The sequence below is a fragment of the Frigidibacter oleivorans genome (assembly GCF_003993775.1).
Classification (GTDB): domain Bacteria; phylum Pseudomonadota; class Alphaproteobacteria; order Rhodobacterales; family Rhodobacteraceae; genus Frigidibacter; species Frigidibacter oleivorans.
Genome location: NZ_RJRZ01000012.1, coordinates 92,059 through 104,737 on the forward strand (window position 1 = coordinate 92,059; position 12,679 = coordinate 104,737).

Genomic DNA, 12,679 nt, shown 5'->3' on the forward strand with positions numbered 1-12,679 from the left:
AATCCGGGGGCGCGGCCATCCGGGGCGCGCGCGCGGGGGGCGGGAGGATCGGCGCATGAAGACGGTCGGCGGGCCAGCCCCGGCGCGGGGGCAGCGGCCCCTCCTGGGTGCGCTGTGGATGCTGGGGGCGCTGGCCGGGTTCTCGGCGATGGCGGTCACCGGGCGCTCGGCCTCGGCGGAACTCGACACCTTCGAGATCCTGGTCTGGCGGTCGCTGATCGGGCTGGTGCTGGTCGATGCGGTGGCGCTGGCGACGGGGCAGGCGGCGGCGCTGCGGCCCGAGCGGCTGCGCCTGCACGCGGCGCGCAATGCCGCGCATTTCTTCGGGCAGAACTGCTGGCTCTACGCGGTGGCGACGATCCCGCTGGCGCAGGTCTTCGCGCTGGAATTCACCTATCCGATCCTCGTGGCGCTGCTGGCGCCGCTGTTGCTGGGCGAGGTCTTCCGCCCGCGCGTGCTGGTCTTCGCGGCGGTGGGCTTCGCGGGGATCCTGCTGGTGGCGCGGCCCTCGCCCTCGGGCGGGTTCGATCCGGGGCAGGTGGCGGCGCTGCTGGCGGCCTTCGGCTTCGCCGGCTCCGCCATCGCGACCAAGCGGCTGACCGCCGGCACCTCGCTGACGGCGATCCTGCACTGGTTGTGCCTGATGCAGCTGGCGATGGCGCTGGCCTGCGCCGGAGGGGACGGCGACATCGCGCTGCCGGGGCCGGCGACCGTGCTGCCGGTGGTGGTGCTGTCGGTCGCGGGGCTGCTCGCGCATCTGTGCCTGACCGTGGCGCTGTCGCTCGCCCCCGCCTCGATGATGACGCCCATCGACTTCCTGCGCCTGCCGCTGATCGCGGTCATCGGAATGCTGCTCTATGACGAGGCGCTGGACCCCTTCGTCTTCCTCGGCGGGGCGATGATCTTCGGCGCCAACAGCCTCAATCTGTGGCTCGACCGCCGCGACCGGCGGGGCAGTCCGGCGCTGGCACCGTAAATAGGCTGGACAAGTCGCTGCGGCGCAAAAGAAACTTCGCCCATGCGGCGGAACGCCGCGTCACGGATTGACCGTCACGTCCCTGTGACCTTAGCTGGTTCCAGGAGGAGCATGTCGGGGATGAGGACGGACATGAAACATTTGATCGCCGGGGCCAGCGTTCTGGCCCTGACTACGGGACTGACGGCCGGGGCCGCGGTCGCGGGCGGGGTGGAACGGTCGACCCAGTCGACCGCCATCCTGTTCGAGACGGGGGATTACGTCGAACTGACCTTCGGCAGCGTCAGCCCGGATGTGAGCGGGGTGCAGCAGGTGCCGCTGACGACACCCGCGGGCAACTCGTCGGGCGACATGGCCGGCGACTACATGACCTGGTCGATGGGGGTGAAGACCGACCTGGGCGACCGCTTCGCCTTCGCGCTGGTGATCGACCAGCCGATCGGGGCGGATGTCGATTACCCGGACGACACCGGCTATTCCTATGGCGGCTCGACCGCGACGCTCGACAGCGACGCGCTGACGGCGATGCTGCGCTGGAAGGCGACGCCGGCCTTTTCGGTGATCGGCGGGATCCGCGCGATCCAGACCGAGGGCGAGGTGTCGCTGTTCAACGGCTACGAGATGTCGGTCGACAAGGAAACCGACTGGGGCTACCTGCTGGGCGTCGCCTGGGAGAAGCCCGAGATCGCAGCCCGCGTCTCGCTGACCTACAACTCGGCGGTGGATCACGACTTCAGCGCCGACGAAAGCGCGCTGGTCGAGGTGGCGCCGGGGGTGATCGTGCCCGTGTCGCAGCAGAACGACTTCTCGACCACGATCCCGCAATCGCTGAACCTCGAGTTCCAGACCGGGATCATGGCCGATACGCTGCTCTTCGGCTCGATCCGCTGGGTGGACTGGTCGGAATTCGTGATCGCCCCGCCGCTCTATGTGGCGGGCGCGCAGGACAACCTCGTCGACTACAACGGCGACACCATCACCTATACGCTGGGTCTGGGCCGCCGCTTCAACGAGACCTGGTCGGGCGCGGTCACCGCCAGCTACGAGGATGCGGTCGGCGGCTATTCCGGCAACCTCGGCCCGACCGACGGGGCCACGGCGCTCGGCGTCGCCGCGACCTATACCCGCGGCCCGGTCGAGATCACGGGCGGCGCGCGCTACATCTGGCTGGGCGATACCGAGACGGAGGCGCCCTTGCCCTATCCGGGCGGCACCACCTTCGGCGAGTTCGAGGATAACGAGGGCGTGGCCTTCGGGCTGCGCGTCGCCTACAGCTTCTGATCCCTCACGGGATCGGGACGAAGACCGGGGGGCGCAGCCGATGCGCCCCCCTTTCGCGTCGGGGTCCGGCCTGCACCGGCCCCGGCGCCGCGCGGAATTGTCCTTGGCACAAGATCCGGGTCGCCGGGCGGGGGCGCGGGGCGTAGGAAGGCTGCATCATGACCGAACGCCAGGTTCCCGCCCTCGTCTGGGCCCTGATGGGCCTTCTCGCGCTGATCTGGGGCGGGTCCTTCCCGGCCAACCGGCTGGCGCTGGCCGAAATGGGGGTGCTGACGACGGTCGCCATCCGGATCTGCCTCGGGGCCACGGTGATGTGGTCGCTGGTCGCGCTGCGGGGGGCGCCCCTGCCGCGGCGGCCGGGCGTCTGGGGCCGGATCGCGGTGACGGGCCTGCTGAACACCGCGCTGCCCTTCTCGCTGATCGTCTGGGGCCAGACCCGCATCGATTCCGGCCTTGCCGCGATCCTGAACGCCTCCACCGCGATCTTCGGCGTGCTGGTGGCGGCGCTGGTCTTCCGCGACGAACGGCTGGGGGCGCGGCGCGGCACGGGGGTGGCGCTCGGCTTTCTCGGCGTGGCGACGGTGATCGGCCCGGCGCGGCTGGCAGCGTTCGATCCGACCTCGGCGGGCCAGCTGGCCGTGCTGGCGGCGGCGATGTGCTATGCGGTGGCGGGCAGCATCGGCCGCGGCATCAGCCGCAGCACCGCGCCCGAGGTGGCGGCCGCGGGCACGCTGACGGCGGCGGCGGCGGTGGTGCTGCCGCTGGCGCTGATCGTCGAGGGTCTGCCCGCGCGCCTGCCCGCGCCTTCGGTGCTGGGGGCGCTCGGCTATCTGGGGCTGGTGGCGACGGGGGCGGCCTATCTCGTCTTCTTCCGCATCCTGCGGCTGGCCGGGGCCGGGACCACCAGCCTGGTCACGCTGATGGTGGCGCCGGTGGGCATCCTGCTGGGCGCGCTGATCTTCGGCGAGACGCTGCCCCTGCGGGCCTATGGCGGCTTTGCGCTGCTGGCGGCGGGGCTGATCGTCATCGACGGGCGCTTCCTGCCGCGACTCTACCGGCCGCTGCCGCCCCGCCCCCGGATTTGACGTGACGCGGCCCCGGCCTGCCGCTACATCCCGGCCAGACCGGATGGCAGGCGGACGGGCGGGCAGGGCGATGATCTATTCCAGCGGGGCAGACTGGCGGGCGGCGGCGCAGAAGCGGGTGCTGCTGTTCGGCATGTCGGGACTGGGCAAGACCCATCTGTCGAACACGCTGCGCGGCACCGGCGACTGGTTCCACTACTCGATCGACTACCGCATCGGCACCCGCTACATGGGCGAACATATCGCCGACAACTTCAAGCGCGAGGCGATGAAGGTGCCGCTGCTGCGCGAACTGCTGATGACGGATTCCGTCTGCATCGCGTCCAACATCACCTTCGACAACCTCGCGCCGCTGTCCACCTATCTGGGCAAGCCGGGCGACCCGGCGCGGCACGGGCTGCCCTTCGCCGAATACCTGCGCCGGCAGGACCAGCACCGGCGGGGCGAGATCGCGGCGCTGCTCGACACGCCGCATTTCATCGACCGCGCGCGCGAGATCTATGCCTATCCGCATTTCGTCTGCGACAGCGGCGGGTCGATCTGCGAGGTGGTGGACCCCGAGGATCCCGCCGATCCGGTGCTGACCGCGCTCGCCGCCGCCACGCTGATGGTCTGGATCGAGGGGTCCGAGGCACATACCGCCGAACTCGTCCGCCGCTTCGACCGCGCGCCGAAGCCCATGTATTACCAGCCCGACTTCCTGCAGCAGGCCTGGGCGGATTACCGGGCCGAAACCGGCGCGGCAGAGTCGGGGGTCGATCCCGATGCCTTCGTGCGCTGGACCTATGCCCGGGCGCTGGCCCATCGCCAGCCGCGCTATGCGGCGATGGCGCGCAACTGGGGCGTGTCGGTCACCGCCGAAGAGGTGGCGCAGGTCCGCGACGCCCGCGACTTCGAGGCGCTGATCGCCGCGGCGCTGGACCGGCCCGCCCTGGCCCGCCCGGCGTGAGCGGGGCTTGAGCCTGCCGCGCCCGCGGATTATCTGAGCGGCTCGATAGGAGAACCGCCATGCCCGTGACCCTGCCCGAAACGCTGCCCGCCTTCGACATCCTGTCGCGCGAGGGCGTGATGGTGATGTCGCCGGGCCGGGCTGCGACGCAGGACATCCGGCCGCTGCGGATCGGGCTGCTGAACCTGATGCCGAAGAAGATCCAGACCGAAAACCAGTTCGCCCGGCTGATCGGGGCGACGCCGCTGCAGATCGACTTCCAGCTGATCCGGATGACGGATCACGAGACGAAGAACACCGCCGCCGAACATATGGAGGCTTTCTACCGCCCCTTCGCCGAGGTCGAGGCCTCGGGCGAGAAGTTCGACGGGCTGATCATCACCGGCGCGCCGATCGAGCATCTGGATTTCGCCCAGGTCACCTACTGGGACGAGATGCAGCGGGTCTTCGACTGGACCCAGACCCATGTGCATTCCACCTTCGGCGTCTGCTGGGGCGGGATGGCGATGATCTATCATTTCCACGGCGTGCGGAAACACCTGCTGAACGCCAAGGCCTTCGGCTGCTTCCGCCACCAGAACCGGGTGCCGGCCTCGCCCTTTCTGCGCGGCTTTTCCGACGATTTCGTCATCCCCGTCAGCCGCTGGACCGAGATGCGGCAGGACGAGATCGACGCGGCGCCGGGGCTGGTGACGCTGCTCGGCTCCGACGAGGTGGGGCCCTGCCTGATCGAGGATGCGGGGCATCGCGCGCTGTATATCTTCAACCACTTCGAATACGACACCGGCACGCTGAAAGAGGAATACGATCGCGACGTCGCGGCCGGAAAGCCGATCAACGTGCCGATCAACTACTATCCCTCGGACGATCCGGCCCGCCCGCCCTTGAACCGCTGGCGCAGCCATGCACATCTGCTTTATGGCAACTGGATCAACGAAATCTACCAGACCACGCCCTTCCGCATCGAGGAGATCGGCCTGGACCCGGTCGCTGGCCGCTAGGATGGCGCGCGGCACCGGCCTGATGGCGCTGGTGGCGAGCCTCGGCCTGTCGGCCTGCGCCGCCTCGCGCGAGGCCGCGACCCGCGCCGCCTATCCGCCCGAGGGCCGCTTCGTCAGCGTCGGCGGGCAGCGGGTGCATGTGGTGGTGCGGGGGCAGGGGCCGGACCTGGTGCTGATCCACGGCGCCTCGGGTTCGGGGCGCGACATGACCTTCGACCTCGTGGGCCGGCTGGAAGACCGATACCGGGTGATCGTGCCCGACCGGCCGGGCTTCGGCTGGTCCGATCCGCTGCCGGGCGGCGGGACGCTGGCCGAACAGGCGGCGCTGCTGGCCGGGGCGGCGGCGGAACTGGGCGCGGACCGGCCGCTCGTGGCGGGCCACAGCTATGGCGGCGCGGTGGCGCTGGCCTGGGCGGCGGACCGGCCGGACGGCATCGCCGGGCTGGTGACGCTGGCGGCAGCCTCGCATCCCTGGGAGGGGGACTTGCCGTTCTTCTACCGCGTCACCTCTTCGGCGGTGGGGCGGGCGACGGTGGTGCCGGCGATCACCGCGCTGGTCCCGGAAGGCACGGTCAACGGCATGGTCGAGAACGTCTTCGCCCCGCAGCAGGAGCCGCCCGGCTATGCCGCGCATTTCGGGCCGCTGATGTCGGCCTCGCGCCGGACGCTGGCCGCCAATGCGCAGCAGCGCGCCACGCTGAAGCCGGAACTGGCGGCGCTGGTGCCGCGCTATCCCGGGATAGATGTGCCGGTGGAGGTGGTGCATGGCGGCGCCGACCGGACCGTGGGGCTCGACATCCATTCCCGCCCGCTGGCCCGCGCGGTGCCAGGGGCGCGGCTGACGGTGCTGCCGGGGGTGGGCCACATGCCCCATCACGCCGATCCGCAGGCGGTGGTCGCCGCCATCGACCGCGCCGCCGCGCGGGCGGGGCTGCGGTGAGGGGCGGTCCCGCGCTGCCGATTGCAGTGACGGCACGGCTGGCCTAGCTTCGGCCGGCCCGAGGAGGATGACGATGCCGACCGATCCGCTGCCAGATGCCGCCACCGATGCGGCCACCGCCCCCACGCTTGCCCCCGAACTGGCGCTGGCGGAGGATATCCGCCGCTACCACGCCGAGACGGCGCCGAAATCCATCCGCAAGGCCATCGCCAAGGCCGGCAAGAAGGACATCCTCGCCCCCTTCTATCCCTATGGGCGCGAGATGGACGGCGACGACTATGACGACCGGATGCAGGCGCTGCAGGTCGAACTGGTCAAGATGCTGGCCGGGCTGAAGGTCACCGGCGGGCGGGTGGCGGTGCTGTTCGAGGGCCGCGACGCCGCGGGCAAGGGCGGCACCATCGAACGCCTGCGCGAGAACCTGAACCCCCGCGCCGCCTATATCGTCGCCCTGCCGAAGCCCGACGACCGCGAGGCGGCGCAGCGGTATTTCCAGCGCTATGTCGACTGGCTGCCGGCGGCGGGCGAGATCGCGCTCTTCGACCGCAGCTGGTACAACCGGGGCGTGGTGGAACAGGTCTTCGGCTTCTGCACGCCGCGCCAGCGCGAGCATTTCTTCTGCCAGCTGCCGGATTTCGAGAAGATGCTGGTCGAGGACGGGATCACGCTGGTGAAGATCTGGCTGGAGGTCGGGCGCGCCGAACAGCTGCGCCGCTTCCTCGACCGGGCGAACGACCCTCTGAAGCAATGGAAGCTCAGCTGGATCGATGTCGAGGGGCTGCGGCGGTGGGACGGCTACAGCGCCGCCATCGAGGAAACGCTGGCCCGCAGCCATACCGATCCCGCGCCCTGGACGGTGATCCTGTCCGACGACAAGGACCGGGCGCGCATCGCCGCGATCCAGTCGGTGCTGCTGGCCGTGGACTATCCGGGCAAGGACCCCGCGGCGATCGGCACGCCCGACCCCGCGATCTGCGGCGGGCCCGAGGTGCTGCCGCCGCTGACCGGGCCGGAGAGCGAGGGCGACGGCGAAACCGGCAAGGGCGACGGCAAGGGCGGCAAGGGCGGGGCGTGATGGCCAAGCAGGGCTATCATCACGGCAATCTGCGTCAGGCGCTGGTCGAGGCTGCCCTTGGCCTGATCGAGGCGCAGGGGCCGCAGGGCTTTACCCTGTCCGAGGCGGCGAAATCCGCCGGGGTGACGCCCGCCGCCGTCTATCGCCACTTCGCCGGGCGCGACGACCTGATCGCCGAATGCGCGCTGCAGGGGTTCCGCATCTTCGGCGACCTGATGAACCATGCCTGGAATGACGGGCGGCCCTCGGCTCTTCTGGCCTTCGAGGCGACGGGGCGGGCCTATCTCGCCTTCGCGCGGCGCTTTCCGGGGCATTACATGGCGATGTTCGAAAGCGGGCTGTCGCCCTCGGTGACGCCCGACCTCGCCGCCGCCGCCGCCCGCGCGCAGGGCGTGCTGACCCGCGCCGCCGCCGCGCTGTGCGACCATCTGCCCGAGGGCCGCCGCCCGCCGGCCAGCATGATTTCCGCCCATGTCTGGGCGATGAGCCACGGCGTCGTCGAGCTCTTCGCGCGCGGCGCCCCCGGCGCGCGCGGCCCCTATCCGCCCGAGGACCTGCTGGAGGCGGGGATCGGCATCTACCTGCGCGGGCTGGGGCTGATCCCGGCGGATACGGCGCCCGACCCTTCGGCAGGCACGGCGCCGGATACCGCCCCCGCCGATCCGGCGGCCTGACCCGCCCGGCCCCTCAGCCGAAACGTTCGCGCAGCCCCGGATCGCGCGTGACCAGCAGCAGCCCGAGCGCGCGCAGCGAGGCCACCGGATAGTCCGGCTCTGCCATCCGGTCGAGGGTGAAATCCGGTTCGAACCGCCGCAACCGGGACAGCGCATCGACCGCGCCCGCCAGATCGCCGCGCCGGTGCCTGAGCGCCGCCAGCAGCCGCAGCGGCGGGCGATAGGCCGGCGCGAAGCCGAGCGCGGTGGCCGCGTGGCGTTCGGCTTCGTCCAGCCGGCCCGCCCGCAGCGCCGCGATGGCCTGACGCATCTCCCATGTGGCGGGGCCGAGCGCCGCGATCGGATGGGCCCGGGCGACGCGCGCCTCGGCCAGCGCCTCGTCATGGCGGCCGATCTCGCTCAGCGATTGCGACAAGGCCAGCCGCGCCAGCCCGTTGCCCGGATCGGCCGCCACCGCATGGCGCGCCAGCACATGCGCGGCCTCGGGTTCGCGGCGCAGCGAGGCGACCAGCGAGGCCGCCGACAGCACCACGGGATTGTCCGGCCCCCGTTCCAGCGCGCGGACGGCGAAATCCTGCGCCTCGTCCTCGGCCTGCCGCGCATCGGGCGCCAGCCGTTCCAGCACCTGGGTGTTGCGCAGATAGGCCCGCAGCGCCCAGATCGTCGCCGGTTCCGCCAGCCCCTCGAACCGCGCCAGCGCCTGGTCCGCGGCCTCCAGCCGGTCGGCGGCATAGCTGAACACGTCCGACACCGGCAGCCGGGCGGCAAGGCTGCGATCCGTCCATGTCTCGGCGGCGCGCAGCAGGGCGAAGGCGATCTGCCCCACCGCCGCGCCCAGCGTTTCCGACAGATGCGCGCTGTCCAGCCGGAACCGTTTCAGCCACAGGTTCCGCCGGCTCGCCCGGTCGCGCAGCACCACCAGCACCGCGCAGCCCTCGGCCTCGCGCGTGGCCATGCCCGACAGTTCCAGCCCGGTGGCCGGCGCGCCGCCGTCACCGCCGCCGCCATCCCAGACGGCCATCGGCAGCAGGTCCGCCCCCCGCGCCGCCGCCTCTTGCAGCAGCATGGTCGCGGCGATGGCCGAGGGTTCGTCGCCCGCCGCCACCGGCAGCACCACGAGGTCGGGCAGGCCCGCCGCATCGGCCGGCGCGGCGCGGCGGGCCGCCGCGGGCATCGGCGCGGCCCGCCCCTCCCACAGGGCGGCGTGATGTGCCCGCATCTCGCGCAGCCAGTCCTCGAATTCCGGGTCGCGGATGTCCAGATCGGCGCAGAACTCCGTCCCCGGCTCTGCGGGCGCCGCCGCGTCGAGATGCAGCGCCTCGGGGTCAAGGCCCACCCAGCCCGGCCCGGTCAGCAGCACCGCGCGCCACGCACCGAGGCTCGCCCGGATCTCGCGCAGCGCCTGCCGCAGGCTGGCCGCGCCCTGGTCGGGGGGGCTGCCGCTCCACAGCAGGTCCTGCAGCCGCGACCGCGCCATGCGCATGTCGCGCGCCGTGGCCATCGCGGCCAGCGCGCCCCGCGCCTTCATGCCGCGCGGTGTCAGGTCCAGGCCCTGCGCCGTGACAAGGCGCAGCGGTCCCGCCACCTGCAGGATGATCTTCGGCCCCAGTTTCTTCACCCCCGCTGATCTTGCGTGCTAGGTTAGCCCGGCCCGTCCCGGCGGGTGAAGGAAATTTCATTTCAATCTCAGCGATTGCAGGGTGCCGATGTCTTTGTTGAACGCACAGAACGCGCAAAATGCGCAAAACGCCCAGAATGCGCAGAACGCGCAAAATGCACAGAACGCGCAGAACGCCCAATCCGCCGAAGGCACGTGGGGCGCGGGGGTAGGGTCGATGTTGCTGGCCGCGGCCCTGATGCAGGCCCGCGACGGGATCGTCGACGGCGGGCCGCTGCCGCTGTCGCCGCCGGGGGCGGTAACGCTCGATCCGGTCGGCCGGCTGCTGCGGCTGGACGCGAGCCTGCGCCGCGCGATCCTCGAGGCCGAGCTTCTGGCCGATCTCGACTACGAGGTCGAACCGGCGGGGCTCGCCGCCAGCGCCATCACCGTGCTGCGCCGCGAGGCGGGGGCGGCGCCGCGCAGCGCGAGCTATGTGCCGCTGCTGCGGATCGCCCGGCCCACCGATGCGCAATTCGCCGAACAGGTGCAGCTGGTCGCGGCCTATGCCGATCTGCGGCTGGACCGGATGGCCGAGATCCAGATCCAGACCGGCGACATCGTCAGCTTCTTTGCCGGCATCCTGCGGATGGAACAGCCGCGGATGAAGCGGACGGGGCTGGTGCTGGGTCTGGCGCTCGACATCGCCACGGCGGTGTCGCAGCGGGCGAAGCTGGCGCTGGCGGCGCCGCGCCCCTACCAGTTCTCCACCTCGCTGCAACCGGCGATCCCGGGGCCGGTGCATGCGTCCTATCCGTCCGGCCATGCGACGCAGGCCTTCACGGTGGCGACGGTGCTGTCGATCCTGTCGGGCGCCGGGGGCGAACCCGCGGCCGACAGCCAGCTGTTCCGCATGGCGGCACGGATCGCGGCGAACCGCACCGTGGCGGGGGTGCATTATCCGGTGGACAGCGCGGCGGGCGCGGTGATCGGCATCGCGGTCGGCGGCTATCTGGCGGCGCGGGCGCAGGCGTCGGGGGCGGCGGAGGCCTTCGAGTTCCACGGCGGGGCCTGGGACCTGGCGCCGGGGCCGCGCGACTTCCACCTTGCCGAACTGCTGGCGGCGCTGGCGGGCGACGGCACCATCGACCGCAGCGCCGGGGGGGCGGTGCTGCAGGCGCCGCTCTTCGCCGGGATCTGGGCCGAGGCCGTCAAGGAATGGGGCGAGACATGGAGCTGACCTGGACCCCCGGCACACCCCCCGCCGGGGCGGTGCCGCCCGTTCTGCATGCCTGGCGCGACTGGCAGGCGGCCGGGGCCGCGCCGCATCCCGACGGCAGCCGCCGCGCCGGGCTGGTGGACCTTGCCGCGCGGCTGGAGGCGCGGCTCGACGCACTGGCCGACCGTCTGACGGGCGAGGGTGAGGGCGCCGACCCCTTCGCCGGGCTGGCCGCGACGCTCGCCGGCATGGCCGGCCTGCCGGGGCAGGACCGGCTGAACCCGCACCCCGGCTCCTACCGGGCCGGGGACGAGACCCGGCCCGGCGGCGATTTCCTCGACGCGGCGGCGCTGCCCGACGATCCGGCGCGGCTGTCGGTGCTGGGGGTGATCGACGACGCGATCCCCTTCGCCCACCGGCTGTTCCGCTGTGGGCCGCAGGCGCAGGCCAGCCGCTGCGCCGCGGTCTGGCTGCAGGATGCCTGGCCCGGACCCGCGGCGCAGGCGCCCGGCGGCGACCTGCCCTTCGGGCGGGAATGGCGGGGCTCCGGCATCGGCGCGATGCTGGACAGGCTGGGCAGCGCCGCGATCCCGGATGAAGAGACGCTCTACCGCCGCACCGGCGCGCTCGACTTCGCGCGGGATGTCGTGCCCTCGGCCGCCTATGCGCAGGGGCATGGCGCGGCGGTGGCGGGGCTGGCGGCGGGGCATGACCCCGGCGATCCCCTGGCCGAGCGCGCGGGCCGCGACCACCCGCTGATCGCGGTCAGCCTGCCCGCCGAGGTGACGCGCGACACGATGGGCAGCCTCGCGCCGCCCTTCCTGATGCTGGGGATCCTGTTCATCCTGCACCGCGCCCGGCGCCTGGCCCGGCGGGTGGAGGCGCTGCGCGGCCTGCCGCAGGGCAGCCTGCGGCCGCCGGTGACGCTGGTCATCGCCTATGGGGTGACCGCCGGCCCGCGCGACGGCAGCGATCCGCTGTCGCGGCTGATCGATGCGCTGTCGGGCACCCGCCTGCCGGGGCTGGGGCAGGTGCGCTTCGTGCTGCCCGCGGGCAACCACCGGATGGCGCGGCTGCATGCCGAACTGGCCCCCGGCGCGCCGGTCGACTGGCTGGTGGCGCCCGATGACCGCACGCCGAGCGCGGTGGAGTTCTGGGGTCCGGTCCGGCCCGCGCCGCCCCCGCAGCCCGCGCAGCTGACCCTGCGCTGCGCCGGGCTGGCCGCCCCGGTGACGACCGGCTTTGCCGCCGCGGGCGACTGGCAGCGGCTGACCGACGGGGCAGGGCGCGAGACGGCGCGCGCCTATCACCGGCTGCTGCGGTCGCGGGGCGGCTGGCGCGAGGGGATCGTTCTGGTGTTGCCGCCCACCGCGCCGATGGCCCCCGGATTGCCGCAGGCGCAGGCCGGGCGCTGGACGCTGGCGGTCTCCGACGCGGACGGGGGTGCGTGGCAGGCCTCGGTCCAGCGCGACGACGCGGTGCAGGGCTTCCGCCGCGCCGGACATCAGGGCCGCTTCGACGATCCGGCCTTCCGCCACTGGCTGCCCGACGGGCATGTGGCGGGCTTCGATCCGGTCCCGCCCGCGGGTCCGGTGCGGCGGCAGGGCACGCTCAATGCCTTCGCCTGCGGCGAGGCGCCGCTGCGGGTGGGGGGCGCCTTCGGCGATGGCGGCGACCTGCCCTATGCGGGGCTGTTGCCGGGGCAGGGCGATCCGCGCTGCGGCGACCTGCGCGCGGTCTGCGAGGCGGGGCATGCGGCACGGGGGATCGCGGCCCCGGCCTCTCGCAGCGGCGGCGCGGCGCGGCTGACCGGCACCTCGGTCGCGGCGCCGCAGGTGGCGCGCTGGCTGGCGCAGCGGCTGGCCGACGGTGCCGCGCTGCC

Annotated in this window: 11 protein-coding genes; 10 read left to right on the top strand and 1 reads right to left on the bottom strand. The window is 72.6% G+C overall.

The window, feature by feature from the left end; translation table 11 throughout:
* Window positions 1-55 precede the first annotated feature (55 nt).
* The 8 genes from EEY80_RS14600 to EEY80_RS14635 all read left to right on the top strand — a co-directional run bounded on the left by EEY80_RS14600 (window position 56) and on the right by EEY80_RS14635 (window position 7,981).
* Complete coding sequence (locus EEY80_RS14600) at window positions 56-976, top strand: DMT family transporter (RefSeq protein ID WP_235829860.1); 921 nt, start codon at window positions 56-58, stop codon at window positions 974-976.
* A 132-nt stretch (window positions 977-1,108) separates the two neighbouring features.
* Window positions 1,109-2,257: an outer membrane protein transport protein gene (locus tag EEY80_RS14605; protein WP_126977605.1), complete on the top strand. Its 1,149-nt coding sequence runs from the start codon at window positions 1,109-1,111 to the stop codon at window positions 2,255-2,257.
* A 158-nt stretch (window positions 2,258-2,415) separates the two neighbouring features.
* Entirely contained in the window at window positions 2,416-3,342 is a 927-nt protein-coding gene (locus EEY80_RS14610; protein WP_235829861.1) for a DMT family transporter, read from the top strand.
* A gap of 70 nt (window positions 3,343-3,412) precedes the next feature.
* Entirely contained in the window at window positions 3,413-4,291 is an 879-nt protein-coding gene (locus EEY80_RS14615) for an ATPase (RefSeq protein ID WP_126977607.1), read from the top strand.
* 59 nt (window positions 4,292-4,350) lie between these two features.
* On the top strand, window positions 4,351-5,292 hold the full coding sequence (locus tag EEY80_RS14620; protein WP_126977609.1) for a homoserine O-succinyltransferase: 942 nt from the start codon (window positions 4,351-4,353) through the stop codon (window positions 5,290-5,292).
* Between the two features lies 1 nt (window position 5,293).
* Window positions 5,294-6,232, top strand: a complete 939-nt coding sequence (locus EEY80_RS14625; protein ID WP_126977611.1) for an alpha/beta fold hydrolase — start codon at window positions 5,294-5,296, stop codon at window positions 6,230-6,232.
* A 73-nt stretch (window positions 6,233-6,305) separates the two neighbouring features.
* Window positions 6,306-7,307 (top strand): polyphosphate kinase 2, encoded by a 1,002-nt coding sequence (ppk2, locus tag EEY80_RS14630; RefSeq protein ID WP_126977613.1) that lies wholly within the window; start codon window positions 6,306-6,308, stop codon window positions 7,305-7,307.
* Window positions 7,307-7,981: a TetR/AcrR family transcriptional regulator gene (locus tag EEY80_RS14635; protein ID WP_126977651.1), complete on the top strand. Its 675-nt coding sequence runs from the start codon at window positions 7,307-7,309 to the stop codon at window positions 7,979-7,981. The genes ppk2 and EEY80_RS14635 overlap by 1 nt, the downstream gene beginning before the upstream one ends.
* Window positions 7,982-7,994: 13 nt before the next feature.
* Here the strand turns inward: EEY80_RS14635 and EEY80_RS14640 are convergent, their stop codons facing one another.
* Window positions 7,995-9,599: an SARP family transcriptional regulator gene (locus EEY80_RS14640; protein ID WP_126977615.1), complete on the bottom strand. Its 1,605-nt coding sequence runs from the start codon at window positions 9,597-9,599 to the stop codon at window positions 7,995-7,997.
* A 217-nt stretch (window positions 9,600-9,816) separates the two neighbouring features.
* On the opposite strand from EEY80_RS14640, the gene EEY80_RS14645 reads away from it, so the two are divergent.
* Window positions 9,817-10,818 carry a phosphatase PAP2 family protein gene (locus tag EEY80_RS14645; protein ID WP_164738269.1) on the top strand — a complete coding sequence of 334 codons (1,002 nt, stop codon included), beginning with the start codon at window positions 9,817-9,819 and terminating at the stop codon, window positions 10,816-10,818.
* Window positions 10,809-12,679: hypothetical protein (locus EEY80_RS14650; protein ID WP_205749132.1), on the top strand; the 1,871-nt coding region annotated here is incomplete at its 3' end. The genes EEY80_RS14645 and EEY80_RS14650, both read left to right, overlap by 10 nt.

What these genes read in the sequence shown, in the direction of transcription:
- ppk2 (WP_126977613.1), top strand. Translation starts at nt 6,306, where the DNA reads ATGCCGACCGATCCGCTGCCAGATGCCGCCACCGATGCGGCCACCGCC.
- EEY80_RS14625 (WP_126977611.1), top strand. Translation starts at nt 5,294, where the DNA reads ATGGCGCGCGGCACCGGCCTGATGGCGCTGGTGGCGAGCCTCGGCCTG.
- EEY80_RS14635 (WP_126977651.1), top strand. Translation starts at nt 7,307, where the DNA reads ATGGCCAAGCAGGGCTATCATCACGGCAATCTGCGTCAGGCGCTGGTC.
- EEY80_RS14645 (WP_164738269.1), top strand. Translation starts at nt 9,817, where the DNA reads ATGTTGCTGGCCGCGGCCCTGATGCAGGCCCGCGACGGGATCGTCGAC.
- EEY80_RS14620 (WP_126977609.1), top strand. Translation starts at nt 4,351, where the DNA reads ATGCCCGTGACCCTGCCCGAAACGCTGCCCGCCTTCGACATCCTGTCG.
- EEY80_RS14610 (WP_235829861.1), top strand. Translation starts at nt 2,416, where the DNA reads ATGACCGAACGCCAGGTTCCCGCCCTCGTCTGGGCCCTGATGGGCCTT.
- EEY80_RS14600 (WP_235829860.1), top strand. Translation starts at nt 56, where the DNA reads ATGAAGACGGTCGGCGGGCCAGCCCCGGCGCGGGGGCAGCGGCCCCTC.
- EEY80_RS14615 (WP_126977607.1), top strand. Translation starts at nt 3,413, where the DNA reads ATGATCTATTCCAGCGGGGCAGACTGGCGGGCGGCGGCGCAGAAGCGG.
- EEY80_RS14605 (WP_126977605.1), top strand. Translation starts at nt 1,109, where the DNA reads ATGAAACATTTGATCGCCGGGGCCAGCGTTCTGGCCCTGACTACGGGA.